The sequence below is a fragment of the Weizmannia acidilactici genome (assembly GCF_008974225.1).
Lineage (GTDB): Bacteria > Bacillota > Bacilli > Bacillales > Bacillaceae_C > Weizmannia > Weizmannia acidilactici.
The window spans coordinates 1-18,560 of sequence record NZ_BKZR01000030.1 but is presented as its reverse complement, the minus strand read 5'-3'; the positions used below and the strand labels follow the sequence as shown (position 1 = coordinate 18,560).

Genomic DNA, 18,560 nt, shown 5'->3' with positions numbered 1-18,560 from the left:
TATAAACGGGAAGCAGGAAAGGAGAAATAAGGATGAAAAAATGGATTATCACAATCGTCTTGATTGTCGTCATTATAGGGGGAGGGTCGTTTTTTTATGTGAAAAGTAAGCAGAGCAGTGCGGATGCCAGCACGACAACAATACAAACCTCCTCGGTACAGAAGGGGACATTAACGGTCAAGGTAACCGGTTCCGGGACGGTTGAATCGTCAAGCAGCAAAGATGTTGAAGCTGACGGCACAGCAACGGTGGATGAAGTGCTTGTTTCGAAAGGCGATAAAGTAGAAAAAGGCGATACATTGGTCACTTTTACCGATGGCAGCGACCCGATTACGGCACCGATTTCCGGTGAGATTACATCGTTAAGTGTCCAAAGCGGTGACCAGGTAAGGGAAAACCAGGTTGTGGCGCATATTAAAAATTACAACAAGTTGGAAACGACCATTAGTGTCGATGAAACGGATATTAACAAAGTGAAAGAAGGCCAAAGTGCGGAAATCACTTTGAGTGCCCTTGATGACAAAACTTTCAAAGGTAAAGTGACGGATGTTGCCGAAGAAGGAACCAATAATAACGGCGTATCAACTTTTGATGTAACGATATCCATCGAAAATCCGAAAAATATTAAAGTCGGGATGTCCACAGAAGCCACAATCACAACCAAAACGGTGAAAAATGCGGTTTATGTACCGGTTGATGCCGTCCATACCGATGGCAGCTCGAAATATGTTTACGTGAAAACTGATTCCGGCACAACAAAACAAACGATCAAAACCGGCATCAACAATGATGACGATATCCAAGTGACAAGCGGCTTGAGTGTCGGTCAAGAGGTTGTACTTCCTTCAGTCTCCAACAGTTCGTCATCTTCTTCTACTTCAGCCAAGAAAGGCGTGATGATGAACGGCGGATTCTCCGGCGGCGGCATGCCTGGCGGAAACTTCTCCGGTACCGGAATGCATGGGGGCGCTCAATAATGGGGAAGACACTGATTGAAATAAAAGATATGGTCAAAACGTATAAAGTCGGAGGGGAAACGGTGACGGCACTGCATCGGGTTTCCCTTCATGTCGAAGATGGCGAGTTTATCGCCATCATCGGCCCGTCCGGTTCCGGCAAATCGACATTGATGAACATGATCGGCTGCCTCGATAAGCCGGAATCGGGTGAATATATCCTTGAAGGGCATAACGTTGGGAAATTAAATGACAACCAGCTGGCGGCGATCCGCAATCAAAAAATCGGGTTTATTTTCCAAAATTTTAACCTGCTGTCCAAGCTTACGGCCATTGAAAACGTCGAGCTGCCGCTGTTATACCAGGGGATGGGCCCGCATGAACGCAGGAAGATTGCCCGGGAGTGCCTTGATAAAGTCGGTTTGGGGAACCGGGCACAGCATCTCCCGGCCCAGTTATCGGGCGGCCAGCAGCAGCGTGTTGCGATCGCACGTTCATTGGTCTGCAATCCGCCGATTTTACTCGCTGATGAACCGACGGGTGCGCTCGACAGTAAAACAAGCCGGGAAATCATGGAAGTTATGAAAAAATTAAATGAAGAAGGTCATACGATTATTTTGATTACCCATGATCTCGGTGTGGCAAGGCAGGCAAAGCGGATTGTGCAAATTAAAGATGGCCGTCTCTATGAGAATGGAGGGGATCTGGTTGAAACTTCTGCCTTCTTTTAAACTGGCATTAAGAAACATCCAAACAAGCAAATTGCGGTCAATCCTGACGATGCTCGGGATTATCATCGGGGTTGCTTCCGTCATTGCACTCGTTTCCATCGGGCAGTCCAGTTCCCAATCGGTTAGCTCCTCGATTAACAGCCTCGGGACAAACGTGTTAACGGTCAGTGTCCTCGATTCGGACAGCAGCGATTTCACGATTGATGATGTGAATCATTTGAAAAAACTAAGCGGCGTAAAGCGGGTGGCACCGGTGATTTCTGGCCGGGTAACCGCCAAATACGGCACAACGTCCTCAACGATTAACGTAATCGGTACGACTGCATCCTATCAAAAAATTAAAAATACAAAACTGTCAAGCGGCCGTTTCCTGGCTGATATCGATAATGAGTTGCGTTTAAAAACATGCGTGATAGGATCGGAAACAGCGACCGATCTGTTTGGGGCGGAGAATCCGGTCGGCCGGACCATCCAATTAAACGGGACTTCTTATAAAATTGTCGGCGTACTGCAATCTTCAGGCAGCTCAATGGGAACGAGCGGCGATTATACCATCTTTGTGCCGTTCAGCACCGCGGAAAGATTGGTTGGTTCGACCCATATTAGTTCCGTCTACGTACAGGCGGCAAGCGCCGATCAAGTTTCGTTTGTGGAAAGAGAAGTTAAATATTCGCTTCTATCCGTTTTCCATGACAGTGATTACTACAGTGTTTCCAATTCGCAGGATATCATGAATACGATGAGCGAAGTGCAAAATACGATGTCACTGCTTCTCGGCAGCATTGCCAGCATCTCGCTTCTTGTCGGCGGGATCGGGATCATGAATATTATGTTCGTCTCGGTATCGGAGCGGACGAAAGAAATCGGGATCCGGAAAGCGATCGGGGCGAAACGGAAAGATATTCTCGTACAGTTCCTGATTGAAGCGATTGTATTGAGCGCGCTTGGCGGACTGCTCGGCGTCGGCGTCGGATTCGCCGCCATCAAAATTTACGGGCTGTTTGCCAGTGCATCCGTGTCGCTGTCGCTGCCGGTAACTGCACTCGCCTTCGGATTTTCATTAATCGTCGGTGTCGTGTTCGGCGTCTTCCCGGCAAACAAAGCTTCAAAATTGAATCCGATCCAGGCTTTACGATATGAATAACATGAAAAACACTTGGATGATAATGATCCAAGTGTTTTTTCAATAGATTGCAAGCATGAAATCCGCAATACCCCTGATGGAAAAGCGTGCCGGGCGGGAAGCGGATTTCGCGAAACTTGTCACAAAAAAGGAAAGAGAATGGCCATTTTGTGCACAAAATGTTTTTGATATAATGGGGAAAATGGAGGTATTGCTGCATGAAACTTTTAATCGTAGAAGACAATGTATCATTGTTGGAATCCATGAAACGGATGCTCGAAGATGAGTTTGAAGTGGAAACCGCGACAGACGGGGAAGAAGCGCTTTTTTTGGCACAGCAAAATATTTACGACATAATTTTGCTCGATGTTATGCTGCCCGAAATGGACGGCTTTACGATATTAAAAGAATTGCGGAAAGACCAAATTATGACGCCTGTATTGTTTGTCACCGCCAAAGATTCATTGGAAGACCGGGTCAAAGGGCTTGAGATCGGCGGCGATGATTATATCGTCAAACCGTTCCAGACGGCCGAACTGAAAGCAAGGATCCGCGCTTCGTTGCGAAGGACAAGCAATATGACAATTGAACATACATTGCGTTACCGCGGGATCGAATTATTCGGGAAGGACAAAGAAATCAAAGTGGACGGCCATCCGGTCAAGCTGACGATTACCCAGTATGAACTGCTCGAATACCTGATCCAAAACAGCGGCAATATCTTAACAAGGGAACAGATTTTTGACAGGGTCTGGGGATTTGATAGTGACACGACCGTTGCAATTGTCGAAGTGTACATCCACCATTTAAGAAAAAAACTGGAACCATATGGATACCATAAAGACATCCAAAATGTGCGCGGGATCGGTTACATTTTAAAGGAGCCCAAAGAATAATCGATGTTCCGGAAAACAAGAATCAAGCTGACAGTCTTAAATTCATGCGTGTTCATTTTACTGATTGCGGTGCTAGGTTCGGTCATTTATTTGTATGTGCGCACACATATGTACAGTGAAGCCGACCGGAGTATTTATTCCGCATTGAACCGGATCGAAAAAACCGGCGTTGGCAGGGACGGCGATATTCACGGTGATATCCGCCTGCGCGTATTGATCTGGAGCCGGGACAATGAATTGCTGACGCATGCCGATAATGGGCCGGATGCATATATTTACGAAGATAACGAGGAGAAATTTGCGCCGAAACATTATGACATTATGGATACGATTGAGGTGGAAGGACATTATTTCCGTACGTATACGGTAAGAGGCGTCATGCAGGGGGAAAATGTCAAAATCCAATTCGTGGAGCAGATAGACGGGGAAGTCATTATGCTTCACAAACTGCTGATCATTACCATTGCCGGCTGCGCGCTGGCAAGCCTCCTTGCCGTGATTGCCGGACTGATTTTAGCGGAAAGGGCATTAAAGCCGATCAAAGCTTCTTGGGAAAAGCAGACGCAATTTGTTTCCGATGCTTCCCATGAAATCCGCACCCCGCTCGCGGTTATCCAGTCGCGGGTTGAGCTTTTGTTGCGGAAGCCGAATGAAACCGTCCAGGATATTCTCCCGGACATTTCTACGATATTAAAAGAATGCAGGCGCCTGACAAAACTTGTTTCCAGCCTGCTGACGTTGGCGCGTTCCGATTCAAATGAAATTGAAATTGAAATAAAGGATTTTTATTTGGATGAACTCATGAAAGAAATCGTGGACCATTTTTCGGAATTGGCATCAATACAGGGGAAAGAAATCATTTTAAAATCCGCGCCGCCGATTACTTTTTCGGGTGACCAGGACCGGATCCATCAGCTGATTGTCATTTTGTTGGATAATGCGATGAAATATACCGGGGATGATGGAAAAATCCAGCTTGCCTGCTTTGAAAGCAAAAACCAAGTCGGGATAACTGTGGAAGATAACGGAATCGGCCTGAAAGAAGAAGACCGTGAAAAAATCTTTGACCGTTTTTACCAGGTCAGCAAATCGCGCACCAAAACCGACAGCCTCGGCCTCGGCCTTTCCATTGCAAAGTGGATTGTCGAAAAGCATAACGGGAAAATCAAAGTGGACAGCAAACTCGGCGAAGGCACAAAGTTTACGATTACTTTTCCAAAAAAAAGGCGTAAAGAGTTGCAGGAAAAAAAGAGCGGCAAATAAGGGCCGCTCTTTTTTTGGCAATATGAAGGCATGAAAAACCCCCTTCGAAAAAGGGGGAGCGATTTATTCAATTTCCACTTTGTTTCCGCTCCGCACCTTCCATGCTAAGAGGAAACCGAACAAGGAAACGAGCAGAAAGACGAGATTGATCACTAAGCCGGCTGTGCCGGTTTCCATGCGCATGAGCGAGAATGAACTGTTGCTTGTCTGCTTCATACCGCTTGGCATTCCGGATGGCATACTGTTTGTGCTGCTTGAATAACTGCTGCCGGATGAGCTGCTGGAACTGCTGCTTGAAGAACCTCCAAACGTTGCCTGCCCCATACCGCCATGCATGGCTGCTGCTTGCCCGTTTTGCTTCGGGCTGGTGAAATAAGTATAAAGTCCTAATCCTGCCTGCAGGAAGAGTAAGATTGATGTAATGAGGCTAACAAAAAAATGGGCTTTTGTTGTTTTTGCCATAACCATATCTCCTTTACAATGTCATTCTTTCGTGGGTGATTCCCACGTTGTCCATTATGAAGGAGATCATTTAATTTTTGCTTAAAATGGTTTATGTATTTTCGCCATCGCCATGGTCATTCAGTTCTCTAATCAAATTCCACGTCCGGTAAATGCGGTTTGCCATTTTCTCGGGATCTTTCAGCATCAATTGATACAAATCCGGTTCATTGCTTAACGTTTCCAGCAGCTTCTTTTCCGGGTTGCTGACAGCATCATTTGTTTCATCAAGTTCCGGATGGTTGGTCAGCCCCAGCAGATAATCGATTGAAACTTTTAACACTTGTGAGATGCGGTACAGCACTTTAATAGAAGGAAAACTATACCCGGTTTCATAGTTGGAAATATTGCGGTCGCTCACGCCGATGCGTTTTGCAAGCCCGGGCTGACTGTAACCCCGCTCCGTCCGCATTTTCTTCAAGCGCGCTGCAAATATTTCTTTTACGTCTTTCATGTTTTCTTTCCCATGATTGGCCATAGCCATTTCTCCTTAAAAAAATCAAAAATGGTGGTTGACATCCAAAATAATTGTGTATAATATAAATGTATAGAAATTATTTGTCGAAGGACAAGTATCCCTTTTTACGGATATCGTGATAAAGGGCCGGGGACAGCATGAAAATAGACGTGTAGACAAAGATACCCCCTATTTTCTAATGAAATCTGATAAAATCTCTTTCAGTTCCCCAATAGTGATGAAAGATTTTGCGTTCCCGGCTCTTTTTTTTATAGTCCATCTACAGTTTAGCATGAAAAGAAGATTGATTTAAACTTTTTTCTATATGTAATCGTTTTCGTTATGAAAATGTATTCAAAAAGCGGCGGGTTGACCAGAATCCACCGCTTTTTTGAATACGAACAGCTTCTATTATTATATTCAAAAAATAGTATGAAATTTAAATAGATTCATTTTATAGAATATAAATGCGTGTTGATATTAATCGCCAGGAAGCGGGAATCTTCCGGGGTTTGTTTATAAATCGTAATGCCGGTATTGTCCTGCGGGATCATGCGATAATTTTTAAAAGGCACCTGCAAGGTTCCTGCAACAAAAAAACGGACGGCCATGCTGTGGGCAACCACAAGGATTGTCCCATCCGGATGCTTCTGTGCCAATTCATCGACACATTCACGGAAGCGGGTATAGACTTGGACTGCATTCTCTCCTGTATAGCCCGCCTTCGTTGTACCCGGGTCGCGGAGCCATGCCTCCCAATTGTCCGGGAACTTGACGGAGAAATCTTCCAATCTTTCCCCTTCCCACATACCGAAGTCGGTTTCGACGATACGCGGGTCTTTCCCGATAGGCAGGTTCCGCCCCCGGAGCAGAATTTCCGCCGTATCATAAGCGCGGCTTAATGTCGATGAATAAGCGGCATCAAACGGAACATCCTTTAAAGCTTCGGCCGCCAGTTCCGCCTGCCTGATGCCCAATTCTGACAACCCGATATCGCTCCTTCCGCAGTATCTGTTCCTGTCAGCATTCCACTCCGTCTGGCCGTGGCGCACAAAATAAAAAGTAGCCATGTCCTACCTCTTTTCATGAAAAATAAGTTTGTTATCATTTTAACAAATTATATGGAAAGGGTGAAGTTGAGGCCGTTACTATTAATTATGCAATTTTTTATAAGTAAAATATATTTGCTAAGTTATATTAAAATATTATATAATAGGCACGGACGCTAAAAAACTATTTGAAGGATGGTTGGAATTACTTTTTTCGAACTTCATATGATCGCTCAATTACATGCTTCATGTAAGCGGGGGAACCATTCGGTGTTTCGGCACCAGGGGTGAAACCTTTCTTTAGAAAGGTGGGGAGACTCTTTACTCCCTAATCCGTCAGCTAACCTCGTAAGCGTCTGGAGAGAACTGCACGTGTTTTTTGGACACGTCTTCTTAAGCTTTGTGCTGCGAAGGAGTCTCTCTCTTTCGTGGTTTTTTTTAAACCATGAACCCGGTTTGCCGGCCGCGGAACAGGGGTACGGTTTGGCATACCGCTTTAAAAAAAATGGCTGATTCCGCAATATTTTGCAGCCCCTAAAGGGAATCCGGCGCGCTGGAACCCCGGGGGCGGCTCCGGATTTGCAAGCGCGTTTTCACAAAGCGGATGTTGCGATCATCGACAGCCAAAAATATTTTACATCTGGGAGGGAATTTCATGAGAAGAATCAGCTTGGCTTGGCAGATTTTTATCGGACTTATTCTTGGCATTATCATTGGTGGAGTTTTCCATGGCAATGATACCGTTTCGAATATTCTGCAGCCGTTCGGGGATATCTTTTTGCGGCTGATTAAAATGATTGTCATTCCGATCGTCGTTTCCAGCTTAATTGTCGGCGTTGCCGGGGCCGGGGATATTAAGCAGGTCGGAAAGCTCGGCTTTAAAACCTTGATTTATTTTGAAATTGTCACGACGATTGCGATCGTTGTCGGGCTACTCGCCGCGAATATTGTCCATCCGGGCACAGGAATCGATATGAGCTCGCTGACAAAAACGGATATCCACAGTTATGTGCAGACAACGAAAGAAACTTCGGAACACGGCATTATCGATACGATTTTAAATATTGTGCCGACCAACTTGTTTGAATCATTATCGCAAGGGAATATGCTTCCGATCATCTTCTTTTCCGTGGTGTTCGGGATCGGGGTTGCCGCGATTGGCGAAAAGGGGAAACCGGTGCTCCACTTTTTCCAGGGCGTAAGTGAGGCAATGTTTTATGTCACGAATTTGGTCATGAAAGTTGCCCCGATCGGCGTATTCGGCTTGATCGGCGTGACAGTGACACAATTCGGGCTTAAATCGCTGATCCCGTTAAGTAAACTCGTTTTAACCGTGTACGGAACGATTATTTTCTTTATTGTGGTTGTCCTTGGTTTGATTGCTTGGATCTTTCGCGTCAATATTTTCCATATTTTTAAGATATTGAAAGATGAACTGATTTTGGCCTACTCAACCGCCAGCTCGGAAACGGTGCTGCCGAAACTGATGCAGAAAATGGAAAAATTCGGCTGTCCGAAATCGATTACGACGCTCGTGATTCCAACCGGTTATTCGTTTAACCTGGACGGCTCAACGCTGTACCAGTCGCTTGCCGCCTTGTTTATTGCCCAAATGTACGGCATCCATTTATCGATCAGCGCACAGATTTCGCTCGTATTGGTGCTGATGGTGACATCAAAAGGTATCGCCGGCGTGCCGGGCGTATCGTTCGTTGTCCTTTTGGCAACATTGGGCTCTGTCGGCATTCCGCTTGAAGGACTCGCCTTTATTGCCGGGATCGACCGTATCCTTGATATGGCAAGAACGGCCTGCAATGTCATCGGCAATTCGCTCGCAACCATTATTGTGTCCAAGTGGGAAGGCAAATATGATAAAGCAAAAGGGGAAGCATATCTCGCCGAAATCAGCGGAGAACGCGATGCCCAATATGCGACTGAATCTTAAATTGACTGAATAAATACGATACAGGAAAGCGGTGAGATACCACAACGGGTACAAGCTCATCGCTTTCTTTTTTTGTGCGCAGGCTGGAAAAGCGATCAAATTCCAGTAAGTTTTAACAAAGTTTTGCCAATGATTGTTACAGGGCGGTCCGAAATAATGGAGGACGGGCGGGCGCAAACTAAGTTCAACATTTTTTGCACCGCCGCCAATGGAAGGGGGATTCAGATGGACGGAAGAAAAATGCTGAGACGGGCGGCTGTATGCATACTTTTGGCAGCGGTTTTTTCCCGGGGGAAGGAAGCAGAGGCGGCTTTTTTGTTCCAGCCGAAACAGGCCCCGGTCGATTTAAGGTTATTGGAAACAACGGACTTGCACGGATATATGCTCAATTACGATTATGCAGCCCGCTCGGAGGTGGAAACTTACGGGCTGGCGCTGACCGCGTCGCTCATTTCCCAGGAAAGAAAGATGGCAAAAAATACGTTGCTTTTTGATGACGGGGACTTGCTTGAGGGAAACGATATGGCGGCCTATGCGGCGCGGCGCCCGCTGAAAAAAGGGGAAGTCCACCCTTTTATCAAGGTGATGAATCATTTGCAATATGATGCCGCGACAATGGGTAACCATGATTTCCATTATGGCCTTGATTTTTTGGTCCAAACGATCCGCGGCGCACAATTTCCGTTTGTGAATGCCAACATTTACTACAACTTCGGGAAAAACGATATGGACGAACAGAACTTTTTTAAACCTTATGTCATTTTGGACAAAAAAGTTGAAGACAGGCTCGGGCGCCATCATCATTTGAAAATCGGGGTCATCGGCTTTGTTACCCCGTCCGTGATTGAATGGGAAAAGCCGGGGCTTCAAGGAAGGGTTAAGGCGAAAGATATTATGCAAACGGCAGCGCATTTTATTCCGAAGATGAAACAAGAGGGGGCCGATCTCATCATTGCTTTGGCCCATTGCGGCGTGGATCCGCCCGCGAAACAGCCTTTTTATACCGGTGATGCCGTTTATTTGCTGAGCCAGGTAAAGGGAATTGACGCCATTTTATTCGGCCACCAGCACAGGGTTTTTCCAAGTGAAGTTTTTGCGGGGGTTCCCGGCGTCGATATACGGAAAGGGACGATCAACGGCGTACCCGCAGTGATGCCGGGCAGATGGGGAAGCCATCTCGGGGTTGTCGACTTGACGCTTGAAAAAAAGGGGGGAAGTTGGGTTGTTTCACGTGCAAAATCGGAAGCAAAGCCTGTTTATGCAATCCTCAGCCAGCAGGCCAAATCGGTTGTCCGGCCTGATCCGGATATTGTAAAAATGGTGGCGGAGCTCCAGAGGAATGTCCTAGGGTCGAGATTTACTTTATTCAGCGGGGAATAAAGATACAAAAATGCGGCAACACCCCGTCGGCATACAGGCGGGGCACTGTCACACGGTGTAAGTTTCTTTGCTTTTTTGCAAAACTTCTTCATTTTCGTCCTTTGTCTTCACCATGACATTCACATAGAGGGCGTCAATGATGCTGAGCTGCACAATCCGCGAAGAAAAGGAAGAGGAGCGGAAATCAGTTTCCTGCGAAACCGTAAACAAAGGAACATCCACTTTCTGGCTGAGCGGAGATTTGGCAAATTGCGTAATCCCGATCGTTTTGGCGCCGTTTTCCTGGATGGCATGCAGCAGTTTCAGCATATCCTTATCCGATCCAAAGTGGGAGATCAGTATCGCCGCATCATCGCTCGTTAACTTCGCCGCACTTAGCAGCTGCAAATGTGGGTCTGTATAAGCCGCCGTTTTAAGATCGGTCTGCAAAAATTTTTCGTGCGCATCGAGTGCGACAATCGCAGAACTGCCGAAGCCGTAAAAGATGACGCTGTTTGCTTTGCGGATAAATTCGACGGCATCATGAAGATGTTTTTGGTTAAAAGTGTGGATCGTATCCCGCAGCGTTTGGATATTTGATTCGAACACTTTTACCGCAACAGCTTTTTCGCTGTCAGTATCTTTGATGGCCTCGTTCACTTCTATTTCAGGGCGTGCGGCTTCCGCAGCCAATGCGATTTTCATGGCCTGGAAACCGCTGAAACCGATCCGTTTGCAAAAACGAAACACGGTGGCGTCGGCAACGAGCAAATCGTCCGCAACCTGGTTGATCGTGCTGTGAACCAAATGCTGCGGATTACTGAGGATGTAGTCTGCGATTTTTCTCTCTTTTTCACTAAATTCTGCGTACATCGTTTGAATCCTGTGAAGACACGGAAATGACTGCATTTGATTGCCCATGAGCAAACACCTTTCCTGTTTGTGTCGTAACTGCTATCTTTATTTTAGTATAAAATTCAATATTTTGAAAGCGTTATCTAGAAATCGTATTTGATTTTCAAAACTTTTTTCAGGCACAAGGGCCCGTTTTTCATCAAATTTTTAGGGAAAACTCATGGTGCAATGGTAATGATTGCATTATAATTTAGGATGTATGTTTACAGGCATCCTTGAAATGGCTTACGGCACGGCCGGCAACATTTCAAAACAGGAAAAGGAGAAAGTAACATGTTGAAAAGATTGGGTTTAATGGGATTAACAGTCACGGTTGCGCTTGGGTTTGGCATGAATGGCATTGCCAAGGCTTCCGGAAATAGTGATACGGGAATCGATGAAAAGTATGGGCAGCCGATTGTCGTAGTCGGCTCGGCGCTTTCCGCCTCCCAAAAAGCGGAAGTGGAAAAAGATCTTGGCGTTGACGACGCAAGCAATGTGGAAGAAATTACTGTGACGGGCGATGACCTCGTCCACTACATCCCAGACGGAAACCGCAATTCGCATATGTATTCTTCGGCGAAAATTACAAGAACCGATTCCGGCGGCGTCCAGGTCCATATTGTAACGCCGGACAATATTACAGAAGTAACGGCGGATATGTATAAAAACGCGCTGCTGACGGCCGGTGTCCAGAATGCGGACATCGAAGTGGCTTCCCCTTTAAAAGTTACCGGGCACTCCGCACTCGTCGGCATTTACAAAGCATACGACGACTCCAGCAGTTCGGGCGACAAGCTTGATTCGGACCGGACAAAAGTTGCCAGCCAGGAATTGAATGTGGCGACCGATTTGGCGCAAAAAGAAGGGTTAAGCAATGACCAGGTTACACAGCTTTTGACCGAAATTAAGCAGGAGATCGCGGCCCAGCATCCGGCGACCAAAGAAGATATCGAAAAAATTGTTGACGATAAATTAAAAGATTTAAATATCAATCTGACCGACTCCGACCGGCAGCTCTTGTATGATTTATTTGACCAAATGCGTAAGCTGAATATCAACTTTGATTCGGTAAAAAGCGAACTGGGCAGTTTGTCTGACAAACTAAGCAATAAAATCAAAGAAGCGGCAGGCGATAAAGGTTTCTGGCAAAGTGTGCAGGATTTCTTCAAAAAAATCTTTGATGCAATCTCCAATTTGTTTCAATAAAGCAAAAGAGGGCAGTTCGCTCCTGATTTTCGGAGCTGCTGCCTTCTTTTTGTTGAACGTTTGCACCTAGATTGCCTCCGTCTTGCCCGGATTGGGCGGAAGAGCGGGAAGCCTCGGATGAAGATTTTTCTTCAGAATGATTTTCCGTTTGTTTTGCTGAATGATCAGATTTGGCTTTTTCCGTATCCGGGGTGCTATCCTTGCTTTGATCCGGAGTTTTGCCACTCCCTTTATTTCCGGAAGCATCAGACTTTGTTTTGACGTCTTTTTGTTCCGTTCCACCACCCGATTTCAGCAGCTCGGTCAGCTGGTCGGCGATTTTCCGCAATGTTTCCTCATCTGAACTTGAAGTATCGATATTGGCAGCGCCATTTTCCATCGTTACATCCAAATTTGGGAGATCTGCAATTCCCGCCAGCTGTTGATGGGCAACGAGGCGGACATCTTTCATACCGATCCCGTCCAATTTGTCGGGGGCGTAAATTCCGCTGAATTCCGCTTTTGTGACGTCCACTTTCATATTTTTCAAATGAATAGGGCCGGCCGCATTCATGTGGACGGTTACCGGGCCCTCCGATGTTTGCAGCACTTTCGTAATTTTTAACCCGTAGATGGTTGCATCCGAATATTGCAGACGCAGCATTACCTGGTTTTGCTTTGTCATTGTATCGTCTGTGACAATGGCAGGGGCGAGCATCAATCCTTCAACGTGGTCCGCTTCCATAATGAAACCATCTGTTGTTGGGGATTCAGCCACCGTTAGATTCACAAAAAAGCAAAAATTGAATGCGATGAATGCGGCTATAAACAGGAAAGATTTTGTCTTCTTCACTTGCATCACCATTTCTGTCAATAGTCTTTATTTTTCTTCTACTGTCCCTGCGGCAATTTCCCGGATGGAACCCATTTCAGCCGCCGGTTCTTCCTGCTTGATCACTCTCCATGAAACAGATAAAGACCCGCCGATAATGCCGAGCAGGGTACCGATTAAAAATCCGCCCATTGCGCCCATAATGGAAAGGACGGATAGGAAAATCGTCAAAACGCCGAACACAATATTGAATTTTGGGAAAAAATATCCCATTCCGCCGATCAGGAAAATAACACCGCCGAAAATGAGGCCGATGGAAACCATACTCCCAGGTGCGGCTGCCACTTCGAGAAGCTGGACCGGCACATATAAAATAATCATTCCGGAGAGCAACGTAAACGTTGCCCCCCAGAACGGCCGGCTTCTTCTCCAGCTTTTAAATTTGGTGCGGAACACATGGAACTTGCCCATTATGATCACTCCTTGAAGACAAGCCTATTTTTTCACAAGCTGTACTTTCAGATCCGGCAGATTCGCCACTTTTTGGAAAAGATAATGCGTATCCAAGCTGCCGTTTCTGATCGTTAATGTATCTGACCCCTGCGTAAAGCCTTTTTTCACGGCTTCAGGGTCGTCTGCAGTTACATAGTTTTCGGAAATATTCATATTTGTAAAGACGGCGTCTCCTTGAATCAATGCCGCTTTTTGGATCAAACCTTTGAGATGTACAGGTGTGTCCCCGTCCCCTGCTGTAATTTTTACTTGATAGTCGCCGAGGAGCGGAATCGAAACATTTTTTGCAATGACAAGATCTTGAATGGTCACTTGATCAATTTCATTCACAAAGACAGGTTTGACGTGATCTGCGCCTTTGGAAGGATCCCCGTATAAGTCTCCGTATAATTTAAAGCCCTGCCCCTGCATTTCCTTAAATGAAACGTTAAACTTGCCGATGCCCCCGACTGAAGCCGCAACAGCAACCCCGTTGATGCCGAGCACCGCCAATAATCCTCCTAAAAATAAAAGCCCTGCAAGCAGCGATGAAAAGAACCATTTTTTCGACGTTTTCCCTTGAATCACTAAAGCCCCTTCGTTCATGTACAATCCTCCCCTTGTGAAAAAAAATCAATTTATAAAGCCGTGCGGATCGGAAGCAAAAACGCGGAATATCCCCTCCTTTCTATAATGGTATCGCTTACATTTTTTCTTTATTTTATTCATTTCGGGCTAAAAAATATATTCCTATGATTGTAGGAAATTTTTTATGCCCGGGCCTACAAATATCGTGTGCAAAATACCGGCCGGTCTTAAAAAAACACCGATGCCGTGCTAATATGATAATATAGAAGGAAAAAAGCTTGGCAAAGGGGTTAAAAATGGATGAAGGGGGAGAAAGGTGTCACTGTCGTTAAATGCGCATATGAAAATGGTCATGAAACACGGGGTTGATCTTTTGCGTTCGCACCAGCAGCAAATTACGTCGGAATGCAAGGAAATTTTGCGATATTTAAAGGAGACGCATAAAGGCAGTGCGAATGCTTTTGAATTCGCTTTCAATTGCTTCACCGCCTTTTTCCGTTCCGACCAGCAATCGGTTGAAACGTTGATTTACAATATCCGTTCCCAATGGGTGAAAGAATTTAACCGTCCGCCGGAGCCGCATATGCTGATTTTTATTTTGGCACTGATTGAAAATTCCGTGCATAAGGCGATCAAGGAAAGCACGACCCGTTCTTTCCATCTGCATCCTTCCGTCCAATATTTATTTTCAAAAATTTGCGAAAAAGCGCTGCTCATCTCGAAACAGGAAGCATTCCATATAGAGGCATTCTGCGAACAGCTTGTCCAGTCCGAACAGCTTCGGATTGAGTGGATTGCGAGGATCAGCCATGTGGATGGGGGATACCGCCTGAAAAAAGTGATCGGAATGGATGATGGCATCATTACGAGTGAGCTGTATGAACGGGCGGACCCCTCATGGTTCTGGCTGTCGGAAGCTTTATTGAAGCTGACGCCGCGCAAGAAGCCGGATGAAAAACGGGATGTATTCCCTGTCCCATGGAAAAATGAAGTACTGATTTTTTGCATGAGCGACCATGATGTTTCGGCAACCATCCCTTTTTTGACGTATGCAATGCACCTTTTGCAGATGGAAGAAGAAATAAGTGTGAAAATCTATGCGGGGGACCAGTGGAAAGATGCGGTCATATTGTTTAACGAATGGATTATGCGGTCGCAGGATTTAAACGAAGCCATCCAAAATATCGCTTACGGCTATGCACAATACCTGCCGTTTGAGCGCTGTGCCCTGTTCCGTTATTCGGCAAGTGACGGGGCAGGGTTCGGCCTTTTCGGCTACCATTTTAATAATGCGGATATCCAAAATATAAAAGAAGCGATCCACCATTTCCCGTCCATTTCAAAAACCTTGGCAAATGCGGAACCGCAGCCGAAGATGGTGCAGCATTTCCAGCCGCTTTATATTCCGAAAGCATCGGAAGAATTCCCAATGCAATATGTGAAGCAGTTCCAGCTTGAATCCGTCGTCGTGGCGCCGATCTGTGTGCCGTCGGAAGGGACGCTGATCGGTGGCGCCATTTTGGACCAGGGGCCGGGAAAGTTTTTCCAGGTGGACAGCAGCACATTCACGGCGCTCTTGAAATTTGGCCAGAGCGCAGGGGAGCTTTTGACCAAATTTTTAAAGGCGAACCAGTGGGACGAAAAACAATTGGAGCTTGTCCAATTGTCCGCCCGCGAGATCCATATCCTCCAGCTTTTGGCAGACGGGGCATCGACAATGGAAGCGGCTGAAATTCTGCATTTGAGCGAATATACGGTGAGGGATTATGTGTCAAGCTTAATGAAACGGCTGCATGCTAAAAATCGCACGGAAGCGGCTGTAAAGGCGATGCGGCTCGGTTTGATCCATTAATTTTTTATACAGCGGGCACTGCCTGTTTTCGCGTATCATGTGCGGGGCAGGTCGTTTTTGCAGCCGGGCAGCCATTTATATTTATGGACGGAACGGTCTTCAGTAACTCCCTTTCACGAAAATATCAGCCTGTATGGTTTGTTAATGACCGTTAGATTAAAAATTCAGGTACGAAATGGTTCTGATAACTCTTCTCAGAACCGTTAGGCATAAAATTCAGGCCATGAAATGTCTTTAAAGCCTTATAAAGAACGCGTAGCTTTCATATATTTCCCAAATGGTTTCAGCCTCTTTTATCAGTTTTCCAAAAATTTTGCGCATGGAGGTGCCCTTTTTCCCCGCTGGTCACTATATAAGGGGTGAAAGGGGGTGAGCGGGAAATGGCGCAAGCATATTTAAGACGTTCCCGCATTTCATTGATTTTTGACGATGGAGTGGATGAAAAGGGGAAACCGGTGACGAAAACGAAGACATTTACAAATGTGGCGCTGACGGCAACGCCGGACAGCATCCAACAATTCGCGCAGGCCTACGCGTCCCTGCAGCAAAAGCCTTTGGTTACGGTCGAGCGCATTGACAACAACGATATTTTAAGCTAATTCTAAAGGGGGAATAGTGAATTGAAAACATTGGAACTTCAATTTGTATCCGAAGACGGCAAAACGGTGCGCGTGGCAGTTGACAGCCCGGCCGAACCGGTTGATACGGCAAAATTAAAAAGTGCCATGGTGCAGATCTTGGGGTCGGGCGTCCTTGTCAGTCCTGCCGGCATGCCGTTGACCACCATGAAGGCTGCGCGCCTGATTGAACAAAATATTACCGACTATACACTTCAATAATGGAAACGGCGGCCCCCTGTTCCCTCGGCACGAAATTGGGGGCCGCTTTGTTTTCACGGGAGGAGAGCGGGTTGATGCAGGAGATGATAACGCTCATCAGTGAGGTCGGGTTTCCGATTGCGGTCACCGTTTATCTGCTGTATCGGATTGAGGTCAAGCTGGATGCGGTGGTGGAATCGATCCAAACCCTGCCGGAACGGATGAAGGGGATATAAAAGGGCAGAGGCTTGAAGTTGTTTTCAGGCCTCTGCTTTTTGCTTGTATGTATCATTTCCGCATTTTTCATTATACTAAGTTTAAAAGCGCTTCAGAAAGAAGGGACGAACATGAAAATGTTTGCCGGAGTATTCATTGTCTGCGCGTTGGTGCTGGGCAGTGCAGGATGCTCGGCCGCCAGTGAAAACCAAAACAAGGAAGCTGCCGCCTCGAATACGGCCGTTGTTTCCGGCTGCACGGCAAAACAGAAAGACGAGCAGTCGAAATGGGGCCTTGCCTGGTACCGCACTTCGGGTGAAGCGAAGGCACTCTATTACCAGGGGTACAATATAGGGAAAAAGCGCATAGATGAAAGCCTGCGCACACATGTAAAAAAGAAGCGGGCGATTGTGCTTGATTTGGATGAAACGGTGCTCGATAACGGGCCGTATTTAACGTATATGGTGGAAAAAGGAATCTCTTTCGGTGACGGCTGGGGAGATTGGGTGAAAAAAGAGGAAGCAAAACCGCTGCCCGGTGCGCTGTCGTTTTTAAAATACGCCGACCAAAAAGGAATTGATATTTATTACATTTCAAACCGGAGCGAAAAATATCTTGCCGCGACGCTGAAAAATTTGAAGAAAGAAGGCATCCCGCAGGCAGTTCCATCGCATGTGCTGCTCAGAAAAGAAACGGACAGCAAAGAAACGCGCCGCCAAACGGTGGAAAAAAACCATGAACTGATCGCCTTGTTTGGCGATAATTTGGGGGATTTTGCAAAAGCATTTGACGGAAAAGGAAACAAGGCGCGCAACCAGGAAGCGGTCCGTTTCCGCAGCGAATTCGGCAATAAATTCATCGTGTTTCCCAATCCCGTTTACGGCGATTGGGACAATGATCTGGCATGCGGTTCTTGAGCATAAAAAAATTCCGGGGTAACCCCCGGAATTTTTTTATAGAATATGAACGGAGAAGGTGGGATTTGAACCCACGCGACGGTAACCCGCCCTAACGCATTTCGAGTGCGTCCCCTTCAGCCGCTTGGGTACTTCTCCATAATATTTGTCAAAAATAAGGTTCTCCTATACAGGAGAAACCTTATATAAAGGATGGTGATGCTGGTGATAGGACTCGAACCTACGACCCCTTCATTACGAGTGAAGTGCACTACCAACTGTGCTACACCAGCGTGTGATCATCAAGACAATATAAATTATATTATAATAAAATTAGAATTGCAAGGGGTATTTAAAAAAAATATATGGAATGATTGTCGGATAATTTTCCGTTCCTACTCGAAAGAAAGGAAAAGAAGTCTTACAATAGAAGAAAACGTTTTTTAAGTCCTACGGTGTGATGTCAAGGGTTAAAAACAAGTGAATTGGAAATTTTGTTGGCTC

The 18,560-nt window shown here is 46.1% G+C and carries 20 protein-coding genes, 2 tRNA genes and 1 riboswitch; of the genes, 13 read left to right on the top strand and 9 right to left on the bottom strand.

All coding sequences use genetic code 11. The features are described 5' to 3' along the window. Positions 1 to 32 precede the first annotated feature (32 nt). The 5 genes from GBH70_RS11470 to GBH70_RS11450 all read left to right on the top strand — a co-directional run bounded on the left by GBH70_RS11470 (position 33) and on the right by GBH70_RS11450 (position 4,969). On the top strand, positions 33 to 977 hold the full coding sequence (locus GBH70_RS11470) for an efflux RND transporter periplasmic adaptor subunit (RefSeq protein ID WP_151681176.1): 945 nt from the start codon (positions 33 to 35) through the stop codon (positions 975 to 977). Continuing rightward, a complete protein-coding gene (locus tag GBH70_RS11465) occupies positions 977 to 1,687 on the top strand; it encodes an ABC transporter ATP-binding protein (protein WP_151681175.1) in 711 nt (236 codons plus the stop codon). The genes GBH70_RS11470 and GBH70_RS11465 overlap by 1 nt, the downstream gene beginning before the upstream one ends. Next, positions 1,665 to 2,831 (top strand): ABC transporter permease, encoded by a 1,167-nt coding sequence (locus GBH70_RS11460; protein WP_151681174.1) that lies wholly within the window; start codon positions 1,665 to 1,667, stop codon positions 2,829 to 2,831. The genes GBH70_RS11465 and GBH70_RS11460 overlap by 23 nt, the downstream gene beginning before the upstream one ends. A gap of 197 nt (positions 2,832 to 3,028) precedes the next feature. Continuing rightward, complete coding sequence (locus GBH70_RS11455) at positions 3,029 to 3,706, top strand: response regulator transcription factor (protein WP_151681173.1); 678 nt, start codon at positions 3,029 to 3,031, stop codon at positions 3,704 to 3,706. A 3-nt stretch (positions 3,707 to 3,709) separates the two neighbouring features. Continuing rightward, positions 3,710 to 4,969: a sensor histidine kinase gene (locus GBH70_RS11450; RefSeq protein WP_151681172.1), complete on the top strand. Its 1,260-nt coding sequence runs from the start codon at positions 3,710 to 3,712 to the stop codon at positions 4,967 to 4,969. A 63-nt stretch (positions 4,970 to 5,032) separates the two neighbouring features. Here the strand turns inward: GBH70_RS11450 and GBH70_RS11445 are convergent, their stop codons facing one another. The 3 genes from GBH70_RS11445 to GBH70_RS11435 form a co-directional block, all read right to left on the bottom strand. Continuing rightward, the gene (locus tag GBH70_RS11445) at positions 5,033 to 5,431 is read right to left on the bottom strand and encodes a hypothetical protein (RefSeq protein ID WP_151681171.1); all 399 of its coding nucleotides are present in this window, start codon (positions 5,429 to 5,431) and stop codon (positions 5,033 to 5,035) included. A gap of 91 nt (positions 5,432 to 5,522) precedes the next feature. Beyond that, complete coding sequence (locus tag GBH70_RS11440) at positions 5,523 to 5,948, bottom strand: helix-turn-helix domain-containing protein (protein WP_151681170.1); 426 nt, start codon at positions 5,946 to 5,948, stop codon at positions 5,523 to 5,525. A gap of 428 nt (positions 5,949 to 6,376) precedes the next feature. Then, positions 6,377 to 6,997, bottom strand: coding sequence for a histidine phosphatase family protein (locus GBH70_RS11435; protein ID WP_151681169.1), 621 nt, complete (start codon positions 6,995 to 6,997; stop codon positions 6,377 to 6,379). A gap of 199 nt (positions 6,998 to 7,196) precedes the next feature. Then, a riboswitch (cyclic di-AMP (ydaO/yuaA leader) is annotated at positions 7,197 to 7,345 on the top strand. Positions 7,346 to 7,631: 286 nt separating this feature from the next. On the opposite strand from GBH70_RS11435, the gene gltP reads away from it, so the two are divergent. Together gltP and GBH70_RS11425 are read left to right on the top strand one after the other, a co-directional pair. Further along, on the top strand, positions 7,632 to 8,921 hold the full coding sequence (gene gltP, locus GBH70_RS11430; RefSeq protein WP_151681168.1) for a glutamate/aspartate:proton symporter GltP: 1,290 nt from the start codon (positions 7,632 to 7,634) through the stop codon (positions 8,919 to 8,921). A gap of 225 nt (positions 8,922 to 9,146) precedes the next feature. Next, a complete protein-coding gene (locus GBH70_RS11425; RefSeq protein ID WP_151681167.1) occupies positions 9,147 to 10,301 on the top strand; it encodes a metallophosphoesterase in 1,155 nt (384 codons plus the stop codon). A gap of 48 nt (positions 10,302 to 10,349) precedes the next feature. Here the strand turns inward: GBH70_RS11425 and GBH70_RS11420 are convergent, their stop codons facing one another. Next, the gene (locus tag GBH70_RS11420) at positions 10,350 to 11,201 is read right to left on the bottom strand and encodes a MurR/RpiR family transcriptional regulator (protein WP_151681166.1); all 852 of its coding nucleotides are present in this window, start codon (positions 11,199 to 11,201) and stop codon (positions 10,350 to 10,352) included. Between the two features lie 267 nt (positions 11,202 to 11,468). Here GBH70_RS11420 and GBH70_RS11415 point away from each other — a divergent pair, with 267 nt between their 5' ends. Next, on the top strand, positions 11,469 to 12,383 hold the full coding sequence (locus tag GBH70_RS11415) for a DUF1002 domain-containing protein (protein WP_151681165.1): 915 nt from the start codon (positions 11,469 to 11,471) through the stop codon (positions 12,381 to 12,383). On the opposite strand, the gene GBH70_RS11410 is transcribed toward GBH70_RS11415, so the two are convergent. The 3 genes from GBH70_RS11410 to GBH70_RS11400 all read right to left on the bottom strand — a co-directional run bounded on the left by GBH70_RS11410 (position 12,343) and on the right by GBH70_RS11400 (position 14,292). Beyond that, positions 12,343 to 13,107 (bottom strand): hypothetical protein, encoded by a 765-nt coding sequence (locus tag GBH70_RS11410; RefSeq protein ID WP_216643885.1) that lies wholly within the window; start codon positions 13,105 to 13,107, stop codon positions 12,343 to 12,345. The two genes, GBH70_RS11415 and GBH70_RS11410, sit on opposite strands and share 41 nt — an antisense overlap. Before the next feature lie 135 nt (positions 13,108 to 13,242). After that, on the bottom strand, positions 13,243 to 13,665 hold the full coding sequence (locus GBH70_RS11405) for a DUF6114 domain-containing protein (RefSeq protein ID WP_151681164.1): 423 nt from the start codon (positions 13,663 to 13,665) through the stop codon (positions 13,243 to 13,245). 24 nt (positions 13,666 to 13,689) lie between these two features. Then, the gene (locus tag GBH70_RS11400) at positions 13,690 to 14,292 is read right to left on the bottom strand and encodes a DUF6230 family protein (protein ID WP_151681163.1); all 603 of its coding nucleotides are present in this window, start codon (positions 14,290 to 14,292) and stop codon (positions 13,690 to 13,692) included. Positions 14,293 to 14,590: 298 nt separating this feature from the next. On the opposite strand from GBH70_RS11400, the gene GBH70_RS11395 reads away from it, so the two are divergent. The 5 genes from GBH70_RS11395 to GBH70_RS11375 all read left to right on the top strand — a co-directional run bounded on the left by GBH70_RS11395 (position 14,591) and on the right by GBH70_RS11375 (position 18,077). Continuing rightward, positions 14,591 to 16,126, top strand: coding sequence for a response regulator transcription factor (locus GBH70_RS11395; RefSeq protein ID WP_151681162.1), 1,536 nt, complete (start codon positions 14,591 to 14,593; stop codon positions 16,124 to 16,126). A 380-nt stretch (positions 16,127 to 16,506) separates the two neighbouring features. Beyond that, the gene (locus tag GBH70_RS11390; RefSeq protein ID WP_151681161.1) at positions 16,507 to 16,725 is read left to right on the top strand and encodes a DUF1659 domain-containing protein; all 219 of its coding nucleotides are present in this window, start codon (positions 16,507 to 16,509) and stop codon (positions 16,723 to 16,725) included. 21 nt (positions 16,726 to 16,746) lie between these two features. Then, entirely contained in the window at positions 16,747 to 16,965 is a 219-nt protein-coding gene (locus GBH70_RS11385) for a DUF2922 domain-containing protein (protein ID WP_151681160.1), read from the top strand. Between the two features lie 74 nt (positions 16,966 to 17,039). Continuing rightward, positions 17,040 to 17,180, top strand: coding sequence for a YvrJ family protein (locus tag GBH70_RS11380; protein WP_151681159.1), 141 nt, complete (start codon positions 17,040 to 17,042; stop codon positions 17,178 to 17,180). A 111-nt stretch (positions 17,181 to 17,291) separates the two neighbouring features. Continuing rightward, a complete protein-coding gene (locus tag GBH70_RS11375) occupies positions 17,292 to 18,077 on the top strand; it encodes a 5'-nucleotidase, lipoprotein e(P4) family (RefSeq protein ID WP_151681158.1) in 786 nt (261 codons plus the stop codon). A gap of 50 nt (positions 18,078 to 18,127) precedes the next feature. Here the strand turns inward: GBH70_RS11375 and GBH70_RS11370 are convergent. Continuing rightward, positions 18,128 to 18,215, bottom strand: a tRNA-Ser gene (locus GBH70_RS11370). A gap of 61 nt (positions 18,216 to 18,276) precedes the next feature. Beyond that, positions 18,277 to 18,349: transfer RNA gene (locus GBH70_RS11365), tRNA-Thr, on the bottom strand. Between the last annotated feature and the right edge of the window lie 211 nt (positions 18,350 to 18,560).